The organism is Spirochaetota bacterium (assembly GCA_026414805.1).
GTDB lineage: Bacteria > Spirochaetota > UBA4802 > UBA4802 > UB4802 > UBA4802.
The window spans coordinates 1-24791 of sequence record JAOAIH010000033.1 but is presented as its reverse complement, the minus strand read 5'-3'; the positions used below and the strand labels follow the sequence as shown (position 1 = coordinate 24791).

Here is a 24791-nt window from a genome sequence, read left to right as displayed (position 1 = left end):
ATACCTAATTACCAGATAAACATGATAGGGTTGAGCATCCTTCCATGTTGTAACAACATAAAATGAAGATGTGGTCCTGTTGATCTGCCGGTTGAACCTACAGTGCCAATAATTGTATCAGTTGTTACAAATTCACCTTTTTGAACAAACATTTTTTGGCAATGGCCATACCAGCTTTCATACCCTTCATCATGCTGAATGATAATTGTGAACCCATAGCCATCAAGCCATCCAGTGAAGTTGACAAATCCATTCTGAACTGGTTTTATAGGAGTACCTTGAGGAGCACAGATATCCAGCCCATTATGAAATGTCATGCCATGTTCAAGCGGGTCAACCCTGTCTCCATACATGGACGTGAACCTGCCATTTATTGGGGACTGGAATTTTTGTCTAAGGGTATATAATTTTTCAATTTTGGTGTTCACTGCAACTGGGCGTGCATTTTCTATAAATGCAAATCGTATGTCATCCATAGCCATAAGTTCAAGTGGGTGGTGGATATATCTTCCCTTTATTGAACCTTTACCTTGAGTATAGAACCAAGCTAACCAGGCATCGTAAAAATGTTTACATGCAATAAGCAACCCATCTTTGTGTGGAATAACAACCTTGGTACCTGCCTTTGCAAGAAGCGAATCCAGATGGGGATTTGCGCCAATGAAAGTATCTATGCTGATGCCATAACTCTGGATTATATCCCAATATGATTCTCCTTCACGCAAAGTATGAATTGTCAGTGACACTCCTGGGTTATAAGGATATTTTTCAAGTAAAGATATATAGGTATTAGCGTCTTTAAAAAGGATAAATCCATTTTTTTTGTAAATGACATTTTGGGATACACGAATTGGAGTTTTTACAAAATAGGCTATAATATTGCCAATGATAAAAATTATAATAATAGCAGGTATTATGAATCTTATTGCTTTTTTAATCTGCCATATATGGTAATTAGTGAGCATTATTTTTCTCCCAGTTTTTTTGATTTAATATAGGCAGCTTCAATTGCATCCATTACAATACCGCTGAATCCATTTTTCTCTAAAATATGAATAGCATCAATGGTAGTGCCCCCGGGTGAAGCAACTTTGCCTCGCAGTGAAATTGGCTCTTCCCCTTCCAACACCATTTTTGCTGCACCTAATACTGTTTGTGCAGCTAACAAAAGTGCATCATTTCGTGACAATCCTGTTTTTACTCCACCATCAGCCATGGCTTGAATAAATGTAAATACATACGCAGGTCCGCTACCGGAAAGCGCTGTAACAGCATCCATCATGTGTTCAGGTAACACTATTACTTTGCCCAATGCTTTGAATATTTCTTGTGCAATTTTCATATCATCTTCATTAGCCCAAACAGTGGAAAGTACTGTCATGCCTTCGCCAATTAACGCGGGTGTATTTGGCATACAGCGTATTATCCGGTAACTATCGCCCATCCACTGTGCAAGCTTTGCCAGAGTAATGCCCGCAGCAATTGAGATTACTAAAACATTTTTTGGTTTTTGAGATAGTTCCCTGGCAACTGCCTCAACAACATTTGGCTTGACTGCAATAATAATAACATCACTATTGTGCGATAGCTCCTGTATAGAGCTTGCAGTGTGCAATGTGATCTTTGATGAAAGAGCTTTTATCTTGGAGCTGTCGGAATCAAAGCCAATGATGGAATATTTATTTGATGATTGAGCAAGACCAATACATATGGCACTGCCCATATTGCCAAGACCTATGCATCCAATAGTTAGCTTTTCACGATCCATTACTGCATCCTTTGCCCAAAAATTGCGGTACCAATTCTAAGCATTGTGGCACCTTCCTCAATTGCGATATCGAAATCGCCCGACATTCCCATTGACAATTCCTTCAATGTAATACCCAATGTATTATTTATTTCTTCCTTCAACAGCCTCAATGTTTTAAATGCCTCACGTATCTTGTTACGATTGTCTGTTAATGGGCCTACAGTCATTAGGCCAAGACAATTGACATTGTGCAACTCAAGTATGCCTTTGCACAATTCAAGGGTTTTTGCAGGCTCAATCCCAAACTTTGACTGCTCACCTGAAGTATTTACTTCAATAAGAATATTTTGTATCTTATTAATTTTTTTAGCTTCTTTGTCAACCTCAATTGCAGTTGAAAGCTTGTCAATTGAATGAATGCAGTCAAAAAGTTTCACTGCATCTTTTGCCTTATTTGATTGTAAATGGCCCACTAAATGAAATGTGAAGGTGCCCTTTAATTGGGGAATTTTTGCTTTTGCTTCCTGTACACGATTTTCACCAAATAGTGTAATGCCATTGTCTATGGCTTGCTGAATAATTTCAGCAGGGAATGTTTTACTTACTGCGATAAGTACAATGTCGTCAGGATTTCTTCCTGCCTTTTGAGCAATTCTCTTTATTTCTGCTATTATGCGATTATAATTATCAATAATGCTCATTGTAACAATTTATAAATAGTCGTAAAAAAATGAAAATTTACTATGGATTTAATATATTGATAAACTCAAATAAAATAAGAAAAAATAAGAAAAAAAATAGTATACGACATTCTTGTAGTATTGGCGTGTAGTGTATAATGGCAATGAATAAAGTCAAACAGTTTTTACATTTACAGGATGTAATATAATACAGCAGAATGTGGTAAAAACGTTATAAAGTTGATATTTATTCAAATAAACAAGAGTAATTTTTATTTGCCAAAAAGAAAGGGTAAAAAGGACAAAATATTATAAAAAATATTTTTTATATTGACAAGATTTATATATAATTTCAAAGTTCAACTGTAATAATAGCAAAATTATAATGTTTGAGGTATACAATGGATGAATTGATATTATATCTTATTAGGGAATACCACACAGCAGTGATGCATACATTGACAATTTCTACTATAATTGCGGTGTGGGTGGTACTATGTGGGTGCATCCGTTTTGGTATTGCAGTATACAGAAGAGCCAAAGGAATTTATCCTCCTGCTGAAAGCTTACGCGAAGGCCATTAATTATCACATTTATTATTTTTTCAGATGAATATCTAAAGAAAATGCTACCGAGCAAAGGTAGCTTTTTTTATTGCTATAAGCATAGGTGAACCTAAAAATTTTATTGTAATAATATTATTAAATTGACATTATCACATTCGGGACCTATTATGATTGTTAATAATAATGAGGAGAGCCTTTATGATAGAAAACATCACTTTTACATATAAAGATGGATCATATAATGCAGGAGATGTTGTAGTATATGCACTTTCAACATGTGGGCATTGCAAACGTGCATTAAATTTCCTTGACAGCAACTCGGTAAAATATCGGTTTGTGTATGTTGATTTGTTACCAGCTGAGGAAAAAAATAAATTAAAGGATTATTTAGTTAAAAAATCGAATATGTATGTTGCCTTTCCATTTCTTGTGATAGACGATACAACTTTTTTTACTGGTTTTATTGAGGAAGAATGGCGACGCATGTTGAAACTGGAGTAAAAAATGAAAAGAACAAAGTCATTACAGGAAACAATGCAATTTGCACAAATGGTTGCCGCAAAACATGGCTGGGTTATGCACCCTGATAAGGAATTCCTTGATATATTGATAGAAGGCCTCACTACAAATTATAATCGTTATGGGTATTTTTCATGTCCTTGCAGAGATGCTGATGGCATTCGCGAAAATGATAAAGATATTATATGTCCGTGTGAATATTGCCTGCCTGATATTAAAGAATATGGCCATTGCTATTGTGGGCTATATAATGATCCCGGTTTTATTAAAAATGGAGGAATGCCAAAAAGTATACCTGAAAGAAGACAATTTTATTTCAAAAAATAATATTTACTTGAATTTTTAATATTTATCAGTATATTATTAACAAAATACATGATCTTTATAGCAGGGGTGGTTTGTGCAGTTGCACAAGCCTGAGAGTATACCCTTAGAACCTGATCTGGGTAATGCCAGCGAAGGGAGTTGTTTTTATAATATATTTTTTAAATCAAAAAAACCGCCTCGCTGGGCGGTTTTTTTTGTTATGAGGTATATACTTATGACACAGTTAGATTTTGCAAAACAAGGTATTATTACTGCTGAAATGGAACAGGCTGCTCGGTATGAAGGAATTGATCCTGAACATCTTAGGGATTTAATTGCTAGAGGGTGGGCTGTTATTCCTAAAAATGTGAAGCGTACATTTAATGTACGTGCAATTGGTAAAGGTTTGCTTACAAAAGTAAATGCAAATATCGGTACATCTACTGACCATGTAGATATTGAAGAGGAAAAGAAAAAACTTGAAGCAGCAATCTATTACGGTGCGGATAGTGTGATGGACCTTTCAACTGGTGGTGATCTTAAAGCTATACGGAAGATGGTGCTGGAATGCTCAACAGTAATGGTAGGGGCAGTGCCAATTTACCAGGTGGCAGCAGAACTTTCGGCAAAAGAGAAATCTATTTTGCACATGTCAGTTGATCAACTGTTTGATGCAATTGAACAGCAATGTCAAGAAGGCGTAGATTACATCACAGTGCATTGTGGTGTCACCCAACAAAGTTTCAAGCTTGCTTCACGGCAACAGCGGGTAATGGGAATTGTAAGTAGGGGAGGATCACTGTTAGCAGCATGGATGAAGCATCATAAAAAAGAAAATCCGCTCTATGAGCATTTTGATCGACTATGTGCGATAGCTCATAAATATGATGTTACTCTGAGCTTAGGGGATGGTTTGCGGCCAGGTGCTATTGCAGATGCTACTGACGCTGCACAAATTGAGGAACTAGTAATACTTGGGCAATTGGTGAAAAAAGCTCGACAGGAAGGTGTGCAGGTGATAGTTGAAGGGCCAGGGCATGTGCCTATGGATCAGATAACTGCCAACATCATCGCACAAAAGCGTATATGTGACAATGCACCATTTTATGTATTGGGTCCTTTAACAACAGATATTGCTCCAGGTTATGATCACATTGTTGGAGCAATTGGAGGAGCTATCGCCGCACTTGCTGGCGCTGATTTTTTATGTTATGTTACACCGGCAGAACATCTATGTTTACCAACAGTAGAGGATGTGAGGTTAGGTGTAATTGGCACAAGAATTGCAGCTCATTCTGCAGATATTGCTAAGGGAATTGTAAAAGCAATTGAGCAGGATTATGAAATGTCGCAATACAGAAAAGCGTTAGACTGGGAAGGGATTTTCAGTAAGGCTATTGACCCAGATATGGCACGAGCACGCAGAAAGAAAAGCGAAGATTATGAAGAAAAGGTATGCACAATGTGCGGCAAACTGTGTGCAATCAAAACACATAATGAATGCGATTTGTTGTGAAAAGAGGTGAAACCATGAGTCTTAATGAATATGCAGCACAATTACTTGAAAAAGTTAGAACACAAAAACCACTGGTACATAATATTACCAATTATGTGGTCATGAATTATACTGCTAATGCACTTCTTGCATGCGGTGCTTCACCGGTTATGGCACACGCATACAATGAAGTAAATGAAATGACAAATATTGCAAATGCACTGGTTATTAACATTGGAACGCTTGAAAATGATTGGGTTCATTCAATGATAATAGCTTCTGGTGTTGCCAGCAAAAAAAATATACCGGTGATACTTGACCCTGTTGGTGCAGGAGCAACAGCTTTGCGGACTCACGTAGCTTTGAAATTACTGCGCACTGGCAACATAAAAGTAATTAGAGGTAATGCTTCTGAAATAATTGCTCTTACTGATCATAAGTCACAGACTAAAGGTGTTGATGCCTTGCATTTAGTGGAAGAGGCAGTAGATGTTGCAAAACAAATAGCACAAAAATATATGACGATAGTTGCCATAACAGGACCTACTGATATCATCACCGATGGCAATGCAGTTATAAAAGTACACAATGGACACAAACTCATGAGCTATGTAACTGGTACAGGTTGTACAGCGACAGCACTAATAGGTGCTTTTTGTGCTGTGGATAATGATTATAGTAAAACTACTGCTGCAGCGCTGGCGTATTTTGGCGTAGCCGGTCAACTAGCAGCCAAGAAAACAAGTGCTCCCGGAAGTTTTATGATAGCATTGCTTGATGAATTGTATTCAATGACTCCATTAGAATTAGAAAAGCATGCACAAATTGAACTGTGTGATAGTAATAAAAATGAACAAAAAAACTGATTAAAATATATCAAGGTGAATGAAGACTAAAATTTAACATTTAGTAATGGATTCTTGAAAATTGAGTGATTTAAAATGGCATAGTAAATTCTATTTTATTAGGAGAAACAATTATGGAACTTAATGAAATAACCATCACATCAGCAATCATTGATCGCTATTTTCAGCGATTAAAGGACTCACTTGTAAGCGATGTTGCAATAGTTGGCGGAGGCCCGTCAGGGCTTGTTGCAGGTTACTATCTGTCAAAACAAAACATTAAAACAGTTTTATTTGAGCGAAAGCTTTCTATTGGTGGTGGCATGTGGGGTGGTGGTATGCAATTCAATGAGATAGTGGTTCAGAAAGAAGCATTACCAATTCTTGAGGAACTTGATGTGCGCTATACCCACTATACTGAAGATTATTACACTGCTGACGCTATAGAATCTGTCTGTACCATAGCTTCAAAGGCAATTAAGGCGGGATTAACAATTTTGAATTGCATTAGCGTTGAGGATGTAATGATGCGTGATGATTGTGTGTGTGGACTTGTTATTAATTGGTCGGCAGTTGAAATTGCAAAACTACATGTTGACCCATTGACAGTACAGAGCAAATATGTTATAGATACCACAGGGCATGATACCGAAGTAGTGAGGGTAGTGGTAAAAAAAGTTCCGGGAAAACTTAATACTCCTTCTGGTACTATTGAAGGGGAGAAATCAATGTGGGCTGAAAAGGCTGAAAAGCTTACACTGGAAAATACAAAAGAGATATTTCCTGGGCTTTATGTTGCTGGGATGGCTGCAAATGCGGTATTTGGAGGGCCACGAATGGGGCCAATATTTGGCGGGATGCTTTTGTCAGGGAAAAAAGTTGCGCAAGAAATAATTCAAAAATTACAAAGGTAATTGTATGCAAACACGATTTAATGCCACTTTGTATCTTGTAACCGATAGGCAGCTTGCAAAAAAGCCTATAGAAATAGTTGTTGAAGAAGCAATAAAAGGTGGAGCAGATTGTGTGCAATTACGAGAAAAGAATATTGGTACACGTGAATTTGTTGAAATTGCACAAGCAATTAAATGCATTACCGATAGGTACGATGTTCCTTTGATAATTAATGACAGAATTGATGTGGCACTTGCAGTTAAGGCCTATGGTGTTCATCTGGGTCAGGATGATATGCCGCTTACAATTGCACGATCGCTTGTGCCACATTCAATGGTTATAGGGATATCGGTATCAACAGTCAATGAAGCAATTCAAGCCCAAAGGGATGGTGCAGATTATATTGGGGCTGGTTCAGTATTTCCAACCTCAACCAAGGATGATATATCTGGCATTATTGGATTAGAGGGGCTGCAGGAAATCAAAAAAGCTGTTAGCATCCCTGTTGTGGCAATAGGTGGCATTCAGATTCATAATGCTGAAAATGTAATGCAATATGGTGCCGATTGCCTTGCAGTTGTTTCAGCAATAGTTTCATCTGACAATCCGTATGAAGCTGCAAAAACCTTGAAAACAATTATTTGTGCAAATATACCTTGTGAAGGATAGAGTGTGATACTTGCAATAAATGTAATTAGATGTCTAAATGTTGAAGGAAAGTTCATAGTGTTATTCTGATACGAATATCAATTAGGATAAGAATCACACTTTTACAATGAGATTCTTCAGTCACTTCGTTCCTTCTGAATTACAATCTAAAACTAATGAATGGAGGAATGTTGTTATAATGAATCTTAAAGATATTGGTGAATTTGGTTTTATACGGCGCATTACTCCGGATTGCATATATAATACTAAAAATGTTATACGTGCTATTGGTGATGATGCTGCAGTATTTTCAATTGGGAATAATGAATGTGTAGTATTGACAACCGACCTCCTTGTTGAGCGTGTTCACTTTATTAGAGAAGCAATGACTGGTTACCAGCTTGGATATAAATCACTGGCAGTAAATTTAAGCGATATTGCTGCAATGGGAGCAGTGCCACAGCATGCATTTATAAGTATTGGCATTCCTAAGGAAACTCAAATAGAATATCTTGATGAAATTTACCTGGGCATGAAGGATCTTGCAAAACAGTACAATGTGAATATACTAGGTGGCGATACTACATCATCAAAAGCTGATTTAATTATCAATGTTGCAGTTACAGGTGTAGCTACAAAAGATAGAATACTGTATCGAAATACGGCCAGGGAAAATGATATAATTTTTTGCACTGGGTTTTTGGGCGATAGTAGAGCGGGATTAGACTTTATTTTAAAATCAAAACAACCCATAAAAGATTATGAAAAACGACTCTATCAAGCACATTGTGAGCCACGACCACATATAGAAGAAGGTTTGTTTTTAGCCAGCACAGGTGCTGTTAGATCATGCATAGATGTGAGCGATGGGCTAAGTTCAGATTTAATGCATATTGCAGAGGAAAGTAATGTTGGTTTTGTATTGAAAGAAGTGGCATTGCCTGTTTCCTCTGATTTGGTCGAATACTGCAAGGAACATGAATACAATGCAACTGAATATGTATTAGCCGGTGGAGAGGATTATGTGCTGCTGTGTACAGTTGATGCAGCACTGGCTGATACTGTAGAAAAAGAATTTTATGATACATTCAAACGACCATTATACAGAATTGGTAGCATTACTAATGATAAAAAATATTTAATGCAAACAAAGAATGGCAATTTTATGGATATTAAACCTGCAGGATGGGATCATTTTGCATAAAATACATCAGGAGTTAATATATTTGTATTATGACAAAAAGATATAAACTATGCTAGAAAGCATGTTAAGTCATTAAAAAAATGAAAAAAGGGATAACTTAAATAATTTTGAGACGTTTAAGAGTCTGTTGTTTTGGAATTCCGTTTTCATCCCACCCCCGCAAAGAATAGTATTCATCAAGCATTTTCTGAAGATCTTTATGTGAGCACACCCACCCTTTGGAAGGTCCATCGGGTATTGGTTCATTCATTACACGGTATGGCAAAATATCACTGTTTCTATCTATGCCACGGGAAATATTTATAAGTCTTTCTATAGTGTAGATGCGTTCTGCAATTTCTGTTAATTCCTGTTTGGTTATATCCCATCCTGTTACATATGATACTGCTTGCGCCAAAGTTTCATTTATCTGAGTGCCAAAGCTGCGCTCATGGATAAATCTGCACAACACTAGTGAATCGCCAATTGCAGTGTTGTTTTGTGAATTAAAAGAATATTCAGGTTGATGTGAAAATCCAGGATCAACTTCTGGATCATTTGGGTAATAGGTTGGACGGGTATCATGGTGACTGCCGCCTCGTGTAGCTGTTGCATACCCAAGGCTCATTTGCCGTAATCCTCGTGCAGAGTGTCCGGCTATTTCAAGCCCTTTTACTTCGTAGAGATATTTATACGAATCACCACCACAATATTCAGCTAATCGTTTTGAGCCCATTGCCATCAGTTTTCCTAATAATCCTTGTTGGTGTGCAGTATATTCCGCAATTTGGGGTAAGTGATTCCATTTCCCAAAATGAAGTGGTATTTCAAGTTCAGAGTTTTTAACTAATCCTTTTTCAACACATTCAGTTAAGAACGCTAATGTAACACCAAAACTTATGGTATCCATTCCCATTTCATCACATATTGTATTAGCATTGTAAATTGAGACAATGTCGCTATTTTCTAACATACTACCCATGGAATAAATGGTTTCATATTCAGGCATTTTAACATGTTTACCTGCATACAAGCCATAGGGAACTTCTACAAGTTTACCGCATGCGATAGGGCAACCATGGCAGGCAATATTTTTCCTTTTATGATGTTCCTTAATATATTCACCGCTGATTGTATATGATTTATCAAATTGTTCCTTGAGATTGTTTCTGGTACATAGCTTTCCTTTACTATTAATCATTTGAACAAGTATAGGTGTACCAAATTCGGTTAGGTGTTGTGCACGTTCTTTCATGCCAGGAAGAAGATCTTTTAAAAGGGTTTGTAGTTTCTGCTGATCAAAAATTTCAACTTTACTATTGCCTGAAACTACTATACCTTTACATAATTTAGATCCTAGCACTGCACCAATACCACCGCGTCCAGCTGCACTAATACGTGTACCGGAACACATAACAGATGCATAGCGTACTAAATTTTCTCCTGCAGGTCCAATAAGCGCAGATTCAATCCGGGTATTATAGCTTTGAACCAATTGTGTGTGTGCCTCTGATACTTGTTTTCCCCAAATATGTTGTGCATCGTTAATAGTAACTATCTCATTATTAATATATATGTATACTGGCAAAGATGCTTTGCCCTTTATTACAATTGCATCATATCCGGTACGTTTAAACATTGCAGCAAAGTTGCCACCAAAATTTGAATCACAAAATATATTTGTAAGTGGTGAAATACTTGCACAATGTCCACGGCTTCCACCCCATACGTGACCTCCTGTAAAAGGACCTGTAGCAAAGACTACGATGTTATCTTCCGAAAAAGGGTCGGTTGAGGGACTTACAGTATCATGAATTATTTTTGCAGCAAATCCATTTCCCCCTAAAAAAAGTCGAGCAAAGTTTGCATCAAATGATTTGATAGTAACCTGATTGTTGGATAGATCAACTATAGCTATCCTGCCATAATACCCAAACATTACCCACCCCTTGATTATTTATTTTTATCAATTTTATTTATGGCTTCAGATAATTTTTGTATCATAGGGCCATTGTTACGCCATACATAGCACGTATCAATCAAATAATGGCTCATTGAACCTTGATTGGCAAATTCTTTTGTAACAGGTTTTTGTGCTTTATTGGCCCAAAACCCTTGAACTGCAGCAGGCGCCATGGCTAATATGCAATTGGTAACATGAGTGCATCCATTTATACCCCCAATTGTGTCTTTTACTGCTTTTGTAAAACCTTTTGTAATAGATAATCCATTAAGTTTATAGATATTATTGTTAACTTCAACACATTCCTCACGTGGGTAATGAATCATATCTACTTTTATGTTGCTAATTATTAAGTTACTGCCACTGACGTGCATTGTAATTTTCATATTATGGAGAATGCCGGGCTCTTTTCTTTCACCAGTAACAAGGTAATATGGACATAATCGGGTGTCTTTTATTTCCCCTTCAACAACAATTGAATTATCACCATCTTCATAGCATGATACTTCAATACTGCGGGTAAAAACTTTTTTATTTTTCATGTATAACCTCTCATGCATCAATTGAATTAGAAAATAAAAGATAGAATTTATTATAAAAAAATAATATTATGAAATAGTTTACTCTCTAAGGTTTTTAAAAAATATTAGGATTACAAAAACACAACTAATAGTTGAAAACGATATAATTATTTTTCAATGATAATTTACTAAATAAATGAATTTTATTATTATATCAAATTTAAGTAAAATCATAGAAATTGCGTGTGTATGTAAGCTATATAGTTAATTATAAAATTGATATTAAATTAATTATATATATACATAACTTAAATGTATTTATATGTCAATAAAATAAAAATACTGTAATATATAAATAAATTGTTGACATTGTAAATAATCATGGTTGTAATATTTAAAGCTCTTTTTACCAATCCAACATTTCACAGTATTACCCATCTTGTTCTTAATATTTTAACACATACTATAAAAGGAGGTTTGCAATGGAAAAGGCTTGGTTAAAGTCCTATGCACCAGGTGTACCTCATACACTAAAGTATGATGAGATTACTGTTGTGCATGGATTTGAAAGGTCGGCAAAGGAATTTCCAAATAATAATGCGCTGATCTTTCTGGACGCCAAAATTAGTTTTAAAAAGTTACAATCAATGGTTAATAAAATTGCAAACGCATTGATTGATATGGGGGTAAAGCCAGGGGACAAGGTTGCAATGTTAATGCCAAACATGCCTCAGATTGTGATAGCTTCGTATGCAGCATGGAAAATTGGTGCAGTGGTAGTAATGAATAATCCTTTGTATACTGATCATGAATTGGAATATCAATTGAATAATTCAGAATCAACTGTATTGGTTACTCTTGATTTATTAGGACCCAGAATGATAGCATTACGTCCAAAAACACAAATAAAGAAAATCATCATTGCCCATATACGTGATCATTTGGGATTCCCTAAAAAGCAGCTGCTCCCAATTGTTGCAAAAGATAAGCACAAAGATATACCCCCTACGCCGGATGTATATGAGTGGACAGATTTACTAAAAAAATATCCCGATTCCGATCCAGGGATTATGGCAAAATTTAACGAGCTTGCAAATTTGCAATATACTGGTGGAACAACCGGTGTAAGTAAAGGGGTTATGCTCACTCATAAGAACCTTTCGTGCAATTTGCAGCAGATTAATGCATGGTTTCCTGGATTTAAACGTGGTGAACTTACCAGTCTGGGGGTGTTGCCGTATTTCCATTCATTTGGATTGACCACTGTTATGAATCTTTGCCTATGGCAAGGATGGACCCAGGTGCTGATTCCACGTCCTGAACCGGGTGCAATATTAGAAGCTATAGTAAAACATAAAGTCAATTTCTTCCCGGCAGTACCAACGATGTATGTTGGATTGCTGAATCATCCTAAGATAAAAGATTCGGACATATCAAGTATACGCGGTTGTTTTTCAGGTGCAGCACCATTGCCCGTTGATGTTATAAAAGAGTTTGAAGCCAAAACAGGTGCTCAGATTTGTGAAGGGTATGGACTATCCGAAACTTCACCAGTGGCAACTATCAATCCATATGGTGGGAAAACAATTCCAGGTTCAATTGGATTGCCAGTTCCTGATACTGAATTGAAAATAGTAGATCTTGAAGAAGGGACTAAGGAAATGCCGATGGGACAAGAAGGAGAGGTATGTATCCGGGGACCTCAGGTTATGAGTGGTTACTACAAAATGCCTGATGAAACAGCTAAGACATTGAGGGATGGCTGGTTGTATACAGGTGATATTGGAAAAATGGATGAAAATGGTTATTTTTACATTGTTGACCGCAAGAAAGATATGATTATTGCGGGTGGGTATAACATCTATCCTCGTGATATTGATGAGGTTCTTTTTGAACATCCCAAGATCATGGAAGCGTGTGCAATAGGAGTACCTGATAAATATCGTGGTGAAACGGTTAAGGCGTTTGTGGTATTAAAGCCAGGTGAAACAATGACCGAACAGGAAGTTATAGATTATTGCAAAACCAAACTGGCAGCATATAAGGTGCCAAAGATGGTAGAATTTATTGATAGTCTGCCCAAGAGCAATGTTGGCAAGATACTGCGCAAAGAACTGCGGAAAATGGAACTTGAAAAGATGCAAAAAGAGCAAGCAGGGTAAAAACAAAACAAATAAATTGGGAAAAAGGATAAGGCGCACGTACAGTGCGTCTTATCTTTTTATTTAAAAAATGTCATGTATTATATTGGAATAGACCCTTCGTGGACGGGCAAAAATAATACAGCAGTAGTGATTTGCAATGACATTTTGCAGGTTATAGATTATTGTTACTCAAATAACATAGAAGAAATTGTAAGGGCGATAGCTCCGTATACCAATGCAATAATAGGTATTGATGCACCACTTATAATAAAAAATCAAACTGGACATCGCAAGCATGAAACTGAATTCCTGAGAACATTTTCCCGTTACAGACTTGGGTTGCATGCAGTAAATAAAAATAGGTATCCATACTTTTTCCCGGAAGCTCTTTATAAAGAATTGAATAAATTAGGATTCAGTTTTGAAAATCATAATATCTTTGAAGTATATCCACATGCAACGATTATGGTGTGTTTTAACAGAATGGAAATATTGCACTATAAATCAAAATATGGTGTTACATCAAGAAGAATGAATTTGATGAAATTATTTAATTATTTAAAAGAGGTGATAGATTGCAAAAGTTTATTCACAGTAACTATCGCCCAGGCTAAAGGAAATGATTTAAAGAAATACGAAGACATGATTGATGCATTAGTGTGCGCCTATACTGTGATTCATTGTATGCATAAAGAGTGCTATACATTTGGAGATGCAGAAAATGGTATATTGTTGGTGCCCAGGATTGAAGGTTCAATCTGAAATCACAGAATATATTTTCATAATAAAAAATCCTTGATTTTATTGTTATGCCATGATAATCACAATTCACTTTGTTATTTTTAGATGGATAAATATTTGGGGGAATAAAAATGGCAAAAGAAAAATTTGCTAAAAATGAAATTTTTGCAATAATCCTGATTGCACTAATGAATTTGTTCTTATTTGCTGACCAGAATCTGATGGCACCCAATCTAACACAGATTGCACATGATTTTGGTTTCAATGATGTTCAGCGTGATGTTATGCTGGGAGGCCGAATATCTTTTGTATTTTGGGTACTGGGTGGACTGGTTACTCTTGCTATAGGTTATCTCACTGACAAGATTTCACGGCGGAATTTGTTTCTATTTGTAATTCTTGTAGGTGAGATTCCATGCCTGCTTACAGGTTTTGCACAAAATTACGATCAGCTTTTTTGGCTCAGAGCGTTAACTGGTATAGGTATTGGTGGAGCGTTGCCATTGACATTTTCAATGATAGGTGATTATTTTTCACATAAGAACAGGGCAGCGGCTGCTGCATGGATTGGTCTTGCACAGGGACTTGGCATTGCTATAGGCCAGCTTATGGCAGGATTTATTGGGCCAGTGTATGGATGGAGATTGCCATTTATACTGGTAGCTATCCCCAATTTTGTATTAGCTATAGTATACTTACTGTTTGTAAAAGAACCTCAACGTGGTAAAACAGAAGAAAGCTTAAAGGAACTAATAGAACAAGGCATTGCATATACAGGCCGCATTAACTGGAAAGAATATAAAAATTTATTCAGGATTAAATCTAATGTCATTGTATTTTTACAGGGTATACCAGGTACAGTTCCGTGGGGTGTATTCTTTATATTTTTAAACGATTTCTACTCGCAGGATAAGGGATATTCAGTCCAGATGGCAACGCTTATCGTCATGACTGTTGGTGCTGCGGCTATAATTGGTGCATTTGTTGGTGGCTTAATTGGCAATAAATTGTACAATATAAAACCAAAATATCTGCCAATGTTATGTGGCACATCAACACTTATAGGAATAATACCAATGGCATTGCTGCTTAATTATACTCCACAGGTAATAGTACCTGAGCCGGATCCAACATGGCCATTGATTTTTGGATTTATTACAGGTTTTACTGTTACGATTACTGGCCCTAATGTACGGGCAATTTTACTTAATGTAAATACTCCTGAAACACGTGGTTCAATATTTTCACTTTATAACCTCACAGATGATCTAGGTAAAGGTTTTGGACCAGTCATTATTAGTGCATTAATTGTGTGGTTTGGTAGGCTTATGGCATTTAATGTAGCTAATCTTTTCTGGCTGTTATGTGGGGTGCTTTTGCTTGTAATGGTTAAAACTTTCCCTGAAGATGAAGCAAGGCTCAATGCAATTTTAAAAGAACGAGCTATGCAAATGAAAAAATTGTAATAAAGTCTTTGTTAAAGGTGTAACCGATGAATAAAAAGTTTTTAGTAGTGCTCACAATATTTATAATTGGATATATTCTGATTTATTCAATAGGTAATTTTTATATTGATTACCGTTGGTTTTCTATATATAACCATCTTGATATATTCTGGATTCTTTTCTTCTCAAAGTTCAATGTACAAACTCTTTTCTGGGGTGCGTTCATTGGGTTGTTCATATTGAATTTTTTGCTTATAAGGGTATTGGGAGGCAAAGGCAGAATTTTTACTAAAAATATTTTAGATAGAATAAAAATTCCTGGATTTGGAACAACCCGTAATCTTTTAGTTGTGTTGCTGGCAGCAGCTGTGTTAATTGTTGGTTTTTTTATGGGTTTGTGGGCTTCCACGTACTGGAAGGAATATTTAATGTATAAAAATTCCGTATCCTTTGCTGGCTTCCCGGCTGATCCATTATTTAATAAAGATATTGGTTTTTATGTCTTTACTCTGCCTTTCTATAAATTTATGTTCAGATGGCTTCTTGTTTCACTGACAATTATAGCAGTATTCTCATTCTTTTTTCATATATTGAATAATGGTATATTTACACAGAATGGTAAACTAGAGTTTTCCCGTTTTGCCAGGGCACATCTATCATCACTTTCAGCTTTAATTGTACTATTGATAGCAGCCGGCTATCGCTTGCTGTCGTATGATTTATTATTTAATAATAGAGCAAAGTTTTTTGGTGCAGGGTATACAGATGTTCATGCCAAATTGCTTGCGTATGATATCTGTATAGTTATATCCATTGTTGCTGCCATTTTGCTTTTTGCTAATATTATCACCAAAAGCTTTAAATTACCAATTATAGTATTAATAACGCTGCTACCAGCATATTTTATATTTGGAGCTGTTTTTCCTGCATTGCAGCAACGTTTTGTTGTTGATCCAAATGAACTGGAAAAAGAATCACCATATATCAAATATAATATTGAATTTACACGATTAGCATTTGGGCTCAATGCAATTAAGGACATGCCGTTTGAGAATGCACTGACACTCACATACAATGATCTAGAAAAAAATAAAGATGTGGTGAACAATATTCGATTATGGGACTGGCGCCCCTTAAAGCAGACATATAAGCAATTGCAGGGATTAAAACCATATTATGATTTTATTGATGTGGATATTGTTCGATATACTATAAATAATCAGAAAATTGCCCTTAATATATCTGCACGCGAATTGGATAACAGCAAATTAACTGTATCAAAGAACTCATGGCTTAATAACCATCTTATATTTACACATGGATATGGCGTTGTTGCCAGCAGAGTTGATAGGATTACCCCAGAAGGGTTGCCTGAGCTTGTACTCTATGATATACCTCCTAAATATAAAATTCAAATCCCTATTGAAATACCCCAGATATATTATGGTGAGCATAACAACTCATATATCATAACAAATACACGTGTTACTCCTGGTGAGTTTGATTATCCTTATGGGGATGAAAACAAATATACTCTGTATACCGGTACAGGCGGGGATGTGCTTGATTCATTTGTTAAACGTGCAATGTATGCGATAGCATTTGGCGATTTTAATATATTAATATCAAATGTCGTAACCAATACAAGCCGCATCCATTTCAGAAGAAATATAACTGAAATGATAGAGGCTATAACACCATTTTTATATTTTGATTCGGATCCTTATGTTGTTGTTGCTGGTGGTAGAATTTATTGGATTATAGATGGATATACGTATTCAAATGCTTTTCCGTATTCAACACCTGTACAGTTATCTAATGGCGAATCAATAAATTATATTCGTAATTCTGTAAAAATTGTCATTGATGCATATAATGGAAGCATCAAATACTATATTGCTGACTATAATGATCCAATAATAAAAGCTTATTCAAAAATATTTAAAAATTTATTTCTTCCACTTGATCAGATGTCACCAGAACTGCAAGCTCATCTTCGCTATCCTGAAGGATTGTTTAATATTCAGGCTCAGCAACTGTTGCGCTATCACATGACAAATATCAATGTATTTTATAATAATGAAGACCTGTGGGATATTCCACAGCAGATATATGAAAATGAAAAAGAATATATGCATAGCTATTATCTGGTTACGGCATTGCCTGGAGAAAAAACAACTGAATTTGTAATAATATTGCCTTTTACTCCCGCAAAGAAAGATAACATGATAGCGTTTCTAGTAGCCCGCTGTGATATGCCTCATTATGGGCAATTACTGCTATATACGTTACCTAAAGATAAGCTTAATTTTGGCCCCATGCAGATAGAAGCTCGTATAAATCAGGATGCTGAAATATCAAAACAGTTAACATTGTGGAGCCAGAGGGGTTCGCGTGTTATACGCGGCAATATACTGGTTGTACCAATAAAAGATTCAATACTTTTTGTAGAACCATTATACCTTAAAGCTGAAACAAGTGAAATGCCTGAGCTAAAGAGAGTTATTGTCTCGTATAGAGATAAAATTGTTATGGAAGAAAATCTTTCGCTGGCACTTTCACGGTTATTTACAGAGGGGGGTGGAATAAATTTAGAATATTCATCTGAGTATGGATTAAAGGATTTAATTAATAAAGCGTATATGCATTTCATACAGGCCGAAGAATATCAACGTCAGGGAAACTGGGCCAAATACGGTGAAGAATTGAAAAAGTTGAAGGAAGCACTCACAGCATTACGAAGCAGCAAGTAATATAAAGGAGGCAAATAGCATGAAAAAAATTATAATAGCTATTATTATAATACTACTAATCATTCTTATTGGTTCTGTCACGTATGTTGCAAATAAGACAGTACGCGTTAATGAAACTGATATACCTGGTTTTACCCCAATCAAAGATGATGCTCTAGCGGATAAATATTGCCCGCATATTATTTCAAATGCTGAGTATGAATATCCATATGCTGTATATTACAGAGCCAGTGTGGATTATAATGGAAATAAATATATTGCATATCATTACTTTTGGGAAAAAGAAGTGAATAATACAAAAGGATTTGTACCTTGGCTAAGCAGAAATATATATACTGGGGGACTTAAACTACAAAAAGTAATGTTTGGAAAACACGATATTGAGGTAATAGGGCTTGTTATTGATAAAAATAATAAAATAGCAAAAGTAATATATGAAAGTCCCCAAAATTATAATCCCAATGATTTTTCTGTAAAACATAAAACCAATGAGATAACACAAAATATTAATATTCCCTTGCGGTTTAAAGTTGTATCATGGAACCATCTGTTCCAGCCAGTGGATAGTAACTATCAATTACAAAAAGGTGAGGTTGAGTTGTTTATTAAGCCAAAATATTTTACCAAGGAATTATGGGATGAATTCACAATGTTTAAAAAAGAAGAAACCGCATTGAAACAAAACAGAGCACACTATCCATGGGAGAGGGAATATGTTAATTAGTACATTATGCGTATAGGAAAATTTTATCCTGTAAAATCAAATAAGCTATTACAAATCCATGATTATATTGATGTTATTGCAACCGATAATAATGGACAAGATGTAATTTTGAAATGTGAAATAGAAGATGTGGTACAAAATGGCGTATATTTTATATATAAAATATTTGTGCCATTTCCTTACAAGCTAAAATTATAAAAGCGAACTATTATACACCCTGCAACGTTGCGTTGCATGGTGTATAGTTTATTGTTTACAAAATATTATTATAGGTGTTTTACACTAAAAATCTATCTCAGTTTATATCCACTCTTTTCTACAAACGAAATAACTTTTTTCTGCAAACTATCAACTTCTTCCGGTGATAAAGTGTGGTCTTTGGCTCTGAATGTTATCCTAAATGATACGGATTTTTTCCCCTGTGGGATTGGTGGTTGATTATAGACTGAGATAACCTCAATATCAGCGATATGTTCTTTATCAGCTTTATACAACATATCCACCAATGTGGCCGCATATTCTTTTTCATCAGTAAGTATTGATATATCAAAAGGCACATCTGGGAATTTTGGTAATTCTTTGAACACTATATCCTGTTTGGGTAGTGATAATAGCAGGTCAACATCAATATCAAAGAGTGCAACATTGCCCTTAATTTCAAACTCATTTGCTGTTTTGGGATGAAGTTCGCAAATAAGAGCAACAGGTTTATTTGAGATTACCAATTCCAGGGAACGTGCGGGATGTGCATATGGTGGCAAATTGTCGATTTTTGGTTTTAGAATGTAATTGTTTCTTAAGGTTTTTTCAAAAATACCAATACAGCATGCTTTTGCATCATAAAAAACAGGGTATTGTGGTTTTTTAGAATATATAACCCCGGAAACCCTTGTATTTTCGGTGGCTAAATCATTTGATAGCCTGTCTTCTTTTAGATAGACTCTCCCTAATTCAAATATTCTAAAATCATCAAAGAAACGCTGGTTTGTTGTAATGTTTACAATTAAATTAGGAATCAGGCTTCTTCGTAGTCTGTCCTGCTCTTTTGACAAAGGATTTTTTAATTTAAGTTCTTTATCTTCATTTAGTTGCAATTTATTGAGCAATGCTTCGCCAACAAAAGAATAATTGCTCACTTCGGTCATATGAAAATCGTTGACAAGTATAGATTTTATATCCCTTTCAAAGGTACGTTTGATGTTACGTGAGGGTGGGGCACATGGTACTAAAGGTGGTTGCTCCGGAATGTTATCGTATCCGTATATTCTGCCAATTTCTTCAACAATATCATCTGGTATGGAGATGTCTTTTGTTGCTCTATAACTAGGAACATCTATAGTTAAATCATTATTGTGTCTGGTTATTTTGAAATCCAGTGAAGATAAAATAGATTCTATTGTTTTGTCATCTATGGTATGACCTAATTTTTTTCTGATAAATTCAGTAGAAGTATGTATGCGCACTGGCTTTGCAGGTACAGGGTAGGTGTCTATTATAGGAGTTGCTGCTTGGGCTTGGGGACACAGCATTTTAATCAATTCATAGCAACGTATAATTGCTGCAGGACACAATTCTGGATCAAGTGATTTCTCAAAACGTATAGCAGCTTCGGTTCTAAGGTTATATCTGTTTGCTGTCCTTCGAATATATACTGGATTAAAGTTAGCAGCTTCAAGGACTATAGATGTTGTGGTATCTTCAATTTCGCTGTTGCCACCACCCATTACACCAGCAAGTGCGATAGCACCGCCGCTGTCGGCTATCACAATATCTTCTGAAGTTAATATATGTTCCTGCCCATCCAGCGTCATGAGATGTTCGCCATCTTTGGCAAACCGTACAATGATTTCATTGCCTCTAAGTTTAGCACGGTCAAACGCGTGCATAGGCTCGCCTAATTCAGCCATAACGTAGTTGGTTATATCTACAATATTGTTTATTGGGCGCATGCCAATTGCTTCTACACGCGCTTTGAGCCAGTCGGGGGATTCTTTAATGGTGATATTATTAACAACAAGACCACAATAACGCGGCGCACCTTCTGGGTTTTTTATAGTAACAATAAGCGTTTCCATTGATTTAAAATCTTTAGCAATGTCATAATTAACTGGATATTTGAAGGGTCTTTTAAACAGTGCAGCTATTTCACGTGCAAATCCTGTATGGCTCCATAAATCTGGCCGGTGAGTAATTGATTTGTTGTCAATTTCTAATCGAACATCTATCTTTTCAGGGAACAATGTGGCCAGGCTTACACCAATTGGTGTATTTTCAGGGAATACCATAATTCCAGAATGGTCATCTGATAATCCTAGTTCGCGTTCGGAGCACAGCATCCCTTCGGATTCAACTCCGCGGAGTTTGGTTTTGGTTACTGTAAATGTATCGGTAAACTTTGTGCCTACGGGTGCTAGCGCAACAATATCACCAGCTTTATGGTTTGGTGCGCCGCATACCACCTGCAAAATGCCCTTGCCCGTATCAACTTTGCACACAGTGAGTTTATCGGCGTTGGGGTGTTTATTAACTTCAATAAGTTTAGCAGTATAAATATTTTTTAATAGTTGATGTGAGTACTCTATTGAATCAATCTCAGCAGTTGACATCGTTAATCGGTTGGCAATGTCCGTTACAGGAATATCTTTAATATCAACCATGTCTTGAATAATGTTTAATGAAATCCACATACGTATTACTCCGCACAAAGCCTAAAATTGATAGAGGAAGCGAATATCTCCGCTTAAGAAATGTCTAATATCATTGATGCCATAACGCATCATGACCAGGCGGTTCAAACCCAATCCAAAAGCAAATCCTGACCACTCATCAGGGTCAATATTGCCATAGCGCAGTACATTGGGATGTACCAAGCCACAGGGCAGTAACTCAACCCAACCTGAATATTTGCACACGCTGCAGCCTTTACCCCCGCAAATAAGGCAATGGATATCCAGTTCAAATCCAGGTTCAACAAACGGGAAGTATCCAGGGCGCAGACGAATGGTGGTTTCTTTGCGGAATATCTCTTTGAGTAATGTTTTCATAAAATAAATAAGATGGGCTACAGAAATATCCCTATCCACCATCATGCCTTCAACCTGGTAGAATGTATTTTCATGTGACGCATCAATGCTTTCATAGCGGAAAACCCTGCCAGGACCAATAACCCTAAAAGGCGGTTTGAGGCGCTCCATACCCCTTACCTGAATAGCTGATGTATGTGTACGCAGAAGGTTGCCATCTTCGGTCCAAAATGTATCCTGCATGTCGCGGGCAGGGTGGTAGGGTGGTATGTTGAGTGCTTCAAAATTATAGTAATCGGTTTCTACTTCGGGTCCATCAAGTATCTCAAAGCCCATTGAAGTGAAAATATCTTCAATTTCGTACTGAATTTGCGAAATGGGATGTAAATGCCCTCGTTCATATTTTCTTAATGTGCCAGGCATGGTCAGCGTTACATCCAGCCAATCTTCCATTATGAGTTTGTTTATATGCTGTTGGGTTAATTGGTCTTTACGGGTTTCAAGTATATTTTCAATTTTTTCTTTCAGTTCGTTGGACAATTTGCCAATTTCAACGCGTTCTTCCTGAGGCAACGTACCCAGTGATCGCAAAATCTGAGTGAGGTCACCTTTACGGCCTAATACTTTAACTCTTATCTGCTCCAGTTCATCGATGGTTGTGGCTTTCTCAATTAAGGCTACAGTTTGTTCGTAGAGGTCTTGAAGCTTTTTTTTCATATACATCACCTGGTTAATTCATGTGAATAGGGTTTTACTATGAGCTATCGCCAAACTAGTATTTCTTGGCGATAGTTACCGGCAAATAATTTTTTAGATATGTATTACGGCAAAACAGTTTAAAAAAAGTCAACAACAATACTTTGAATTTTTATATAAATACGAATGTTATGCTTACCCTTAATTTAATTGCTTAGATAAGTAGGGGATGCGTGCAAATACTGCAGGTGCGCCATACGACACCCATACCCCTATGAACCAGTAACGAATAAAATCGTATATGCTACTGGTGGGAAATATTAATTTTAAACCTTCTTTGATGAGTAAAAGAATTACCAGGCCAATAAAAAATTTTACCAATGAGGGTGCTAGTGAAAAGGCAATTTCTTCTGATTTGTCTTTATTAAGAATAAATCCAATTGTAAAACCCGATAACACACCAAGCGATTTGGCAATCTCATTTCCGGTTAGAGTTATAGATATGATGAGGGGTACTATAACAAATATAATTGATGCTGTAAATATTTTTATGTTCCAGATTTTGTCATAGTGAGGAATCAAAGCAATTGTACAAACAAAAATAATAGTTCCTATCATTATACCGCCAGCAACATCACCCAAAAAATGTACACCTAAGTACAGGCGTGAATATGCAATTGCAATTATCAAAAATATAGAAAAAAAGGTAAACAGTCTGTTTTTTAGCACATACGCAAGTGTTCCCCAAAAAACCACTGCATTTTGTGCATGACCGCTAGGAAAGCCAGGACTATTTTTTGGGCAGTACATGCGATTTAGCTCAGCTATACGTATAGCCAGGTTTTCAGGATCTGGCCGTGGATTGAAGAACAAAAACTTTGCGATGTCGTTAATAGCAGCGGAAAGCAAAAAAGCAATACCAACAATGGTGGCAACACGTTTGTTGACGCACCAAAATAAAAATGGTATGACAAGTATATAAAACATTTCATTTCCAAGCTGGGTAAATGCTACCATAACAAAATCAAGCCATTTGCCTGCATACAGGTGTATATGATTCAACGTCTCTTCACCAAAAAGCAACTCATTGCCAAAAAACATGCTATCCTCCAATTCAAATTAAAATTTTATTCTTACCTCAAACCATCTAAGGCATATTTTGCAGCGCCTATTGCTGCAGTATAATCACCATGTGTGGTAATACAGTATTGTACATCTTCTTTCATACCTGCTAACGCTAAGGATTGAACTCCTTTTTTAATTTGTGGCAAAAAGAATTCATGCGCACCTGATAGCCCCCCTCCAAGAATCACAGCTTCAGGATTGAATATATTGACAAAATTTGCAATCCCAATTCCTAAATATTGTCCAATTAAATTAAAAATATATAGTGCCAATGCATCACCCTTTTGTGCTTCCTCAAACACCAGTTTAGCAGTGAGTGTTTCGTGTTGGATACGCGCACCAATAGTGGAATCTGGATACATACTCAAATGACTTGTTGTAAAATTCACAACAGCGCTTGCTGAACCATAACACTCAAGACAGCCTTTTCGCCCGCATTTGCACTGTAAGCCATTATAATCAATAGTTGTGTGGCCAAATTCCATTGCACTACCAGCTTTTCCGGTATAGGGCACACCATTGATGACAGCACCACCGCCAATGCCGGTACCCAGTGTCAGCATTATCCAGTTTTTAAAATGCCTGCCATTCCCAAGCCATAACTCGCCAAACACTGCACAGTTAGCATCGTTTTCCAAAAATATAGTATAACCAGTTAGCTGTTGAAGTGTGTGTACTAAGGGGTAGTTTTTCCACCATGGGATGTTGGGACTTGTAATTACTATTCCTTTGTGTTTGTCTATAGCGCCTGCCGAGCCTATGCCTACGGC

General features: G+C 36.4%; 22 protein-coding genes and 1 riboswitch. Of the genes, 13 read left to right on the top strand and 9 right to left on the bottom strand.

From position 1 onward, the window contains the following. Positions 1 to 8: 8 nt before the first annotated feature. From N3F66_08270 to N3F66_08260, 3 genes are read right to left on the bottom strand one after another with little or no spacing between them, the layout of a single operon-like run. On the bottom strand, positions 9 to 965 hold the full coding sequence (locus N3F66_08270) for a LysM peptidoglycan-binding domain-containing M23 family metallopeptidase (protein MCX8124144.1): 957 nt from the start codon (positions 963 to 965) through the stop codon (positions 9 to 11). After that, positions 965 to 1768 carry a pyrroline-5-carboxylate reductase gene (gene proC, locus N3F66_08265; protein ID MCX8124143.1) on the bottom strand — a complete coding sequence of 268 codons (804 nt, stop codon included), beginning with the start codon at positions 1766 to 1768 and terminating at the stop codon, positions 965 to 967. The genes N3F66_08270 and proC overlap by 1 nt, the downstream gene beginning before the upstream one ends. Further along, complete coding sequence (locus N3F66_08260) at positions 1768 to 2451, bottom strand: YggS family pyridoxal phosphate-dependent enzyme (GenBank protein ID MCX8124142.1); 684 nt, start codon at positions 2449 to 2451, stop codon at positions 1768 to 1770. The genes proC and N3F66_08260 overlap by 1 nt, the downstream gene beginning before the upstream one ends. A 380-nt stretch (positions 2452 to 2831) precedes the next feature. Between N3F66_08260 and N3F66_08255 the strand changes: the two genes are divergently transcribed. The 8 genes from N3F66_08255 (at position 2832) to thiL (ending at position 8907) form a co-directional block, all read left to right on the top strand. Continuing rightward, a complete protein-coding gene (locus tag N3F66_08255; GenBank protein ID MCX8124141.1) occupies positions 2832 to 3014 on the top strand; it encodes a hypothetical protein in 183 nt (60 codons plus the stop codon). Positions 3015 to 3194: 180 nt separating this feature from the next. Continuing rightward, positions 3195 to 3497, top strand: coding sequence for a glutaredoxin family protein (locus N3F66_08250; GenBank protein MCX8124140.1), 303 nt, complete (start codon positions 3195 to 3197; stop codon positions 3495 to 3497). A 3-nt stretch (positions 3498 to 3500) separates the two neighbouring features. Then, entirely contained in the window at positions 3501 to 3842 is a 342-nt protein-coding gene (locus N3F66_08245; GenBank protein ID MCX8124139.1) for a ferredoxin:thioredoxin reductase, read from the top strand. A gap of 52 nt (positions 3843 to 3894) precedes the next feature. Beyond that, a riboswitch (TPP riboswitch) is annotated at positions 3895 to 3996 on the top strand. Positions 3997 to 4056: 60 nt separating this feature from the next. Further along, positions 4057 to 5337: a phosphomethylpyrimidine synthase ThiC gene (gene thiC, locus N3F66_08240; GenBank protein ID MCX8124138.1), complete on the top strand. Its 1281-nt coding sequence runs from the start codon at positions 4057 to 4059 to the stop codon at positions 5335 to 5337. A 14-nt stretch (positions 5338 to 5351) separates the two neighbouring features. Further along, positions 5352 to 6182, top strand: coding sequence for a hydroxyethylthiazole kinase (thiM, locus tag N3F66_08235; protein MCX8124137.1), 831 nt, complete (start codon positions 5352 to 5354; stop codon positions 6180 to 6182). Positions 6183 to 6295: 113 nt separating this feature from the next. After that, positions 6296 to 7075 carry a sulfide-dependent adenosine diphosphate thiazole synthase gene (locus N3F66_08230; GenBank protein MCX8124136.1) on the top strand — a complete coding sequence of 260 codons (780 nt, stop codon included), beginning with the start codon at positions 6296 to 6298 and terminating at the stop codon, positions 7073 to 7075. A 4-nt stretch (positions 7076 to 7079) separates the two neighbouring features. Next, complete coding sequence (gene thiE / locus N3F66_08225; protein MCX8124135.1) at positions 7080 to 7724, top strand: thiamine phosphate synthase; 645 nt, start codon at positions 7080 to 7082, stop codon at positions 7722 to 7724. Between the two features lie 178 nt (positions 7725 to 7902). Next, positions 7903 to 8907: a thiamine-phosphate kinase gene (thiL, locus tag N3F66_08220; protein ID MCX8124134.1), complete on the top strand. Its 1005-nt coding sequence runs from the start codon at positions 7903 to 7905 to the stop codon at positions 8905 to 8907. A gap of 97 nt (positions 8908 to 9004) precedes the next feature. On the opposite strand, the gene N3F66_08215 is transcribed toward thiL, so the two are convergent. Together N3F66_08215 and N3F66_08210 are read right to left on the bottom strand one after the other, a co-directional pair. Continuing rightward, positions 9005 to 10825 carry an aldehyde ferredoxin oxidoreductase family protein gene (locus tag N3F66_08215; protein ID MCX8124133.1) on the bottom strand — a complete coding sequence of 607 codons (1821 nt, stop codon included), beginning with the start codon at positions 10823 to 10825 and terminating at the stop codon, positions 9005 to 9007. 14 nt (positions 10826 to 10839) lie between these two features. Continuing rightward, on the bottom strand, positions 10840 to 11391 hold the full coding sequence (locus N3F66_08210) for a DUF2889 domain-containing protein (protein MCX8124132.1): 552 nt from the start codon (positions 11389 to 11391) through the stop codon (positions 10840 to 10842). Between the two features lie 461 nt (positions 11392 to 11852). Between N3F66_08210 and N3F66_08205 the strand changes: the two genes are divergently transcribed. From N3F66_08205 to N3F66_08185, 5 genes are all read left to right on the top strand, one after another. After that, on the top strand, positions 11853 to 13532 hold the full coding sequence (locus tag N3F66_08205) for a long-chain fatty acid--CoA ligase (protein MCX8124131.1): 1680 nt from the start codon (positions 11853 to 11855) through the stop codon (positions 13530 to 13532). Between the two features lie 75 nt (positions 13533 to 13607). After that, the gene (locus N3F66_08200; protein MCX8124130.1) at positions 13608 to 14276 is read left to right on the top strand and encodes a DUF429 domain-containing protein; all 669 of its coding nucleotides are present in this window, start codon (positions 13608 to 13610) and stop codon (positions 14274 to 14276) included. Positions 14277 to 14386: 110 nt separating this feature from the next. Beyond that, positions 14387 to 15721, top strand: a complete 1335-nt coding sequence (locus N3F66_08195) for an MFS transporter (protein ID MCX8124129.1) — start codon at positions 14387 to 14389, stop codon at positions 15719 to 15721. Positions 15722 to 15747: 26 nt separating this feature from the next. Beyond that, entirely contained in the window at positions 15748 to 18453 is a 2706-nt protein-coding gene (locus tag N3F66_08190; protein MCX8124128.1) for a UPF0182 family protein, read from the top strand. Positions 18454 to 18472: 19 nt separating this feature from the next. Next, positions 18473 to 19177 carry a hypothetical protein gene (locus tag N3F66_08185; GenBank protein ID MCX8124127.1) on the top strand — a complete coding sequence of 235 codons (705 nt, stop codon included), beginning with the start codon at positions 18473 to 18475 and terminating at the stop codon, positions 19175 to 19177. A gap of 290 nt (positions 19178 to 19467) precedes the next feature. Here N3F66_08185 and pheT read toward each other — a convergent pair whose 3' ends face one another. The 4 genes from pheT to N3F66_08165 all read right to left on the bottom strand — a co-directional run. Further along, positions 19468 to 21864 carry a phenylalanine--tRNA ligase subunit beta gene (gene pheT / locus N3F66_08180; protein MCX8124126.1) on the bottom strand — a complete coding sequence of 799 codons (2397 nt, stop codon included), beginning with the start codon at positions 21862 to 21864 and terminating at the stop codon, positions 19468 to 19470. A 21-nt stretch (positions 21865 to 21885) separates the two neighbouring features. Further along, positions 21886 to 22923, bottom strand: a complete 1038-nt coding sequence (gene pheS, locus N3F66_08175; GenBank protein MCX8124125.1) for a phenylalanine--tRNA ligase subunit alpha — start codon at positions 22921 to 22923, stop codon at positions 21886 to 21888. Between the two features lie 174 nt (positions 22924 to 23097). Then, complete coding sequence (locus N3F66_08170) at positions 23098 to 23997, bottom strand: phosphatase PAP2 family protein (protein ID MCX8124124.1); 900 nt, start codon at positions 23995 to 23997, stop codon at positions 23098 to 23100. Positions 23998 to 24029: 32 nt separating this feature from the next. Next, positions 24030 to 24791, bottom strand: a 762-nt coding sequence (locus N3F66_08165) for an ROK family protein (GenBank protein MCX8124123.1), incomplete at its 5' end; no start/stop codon positions are given.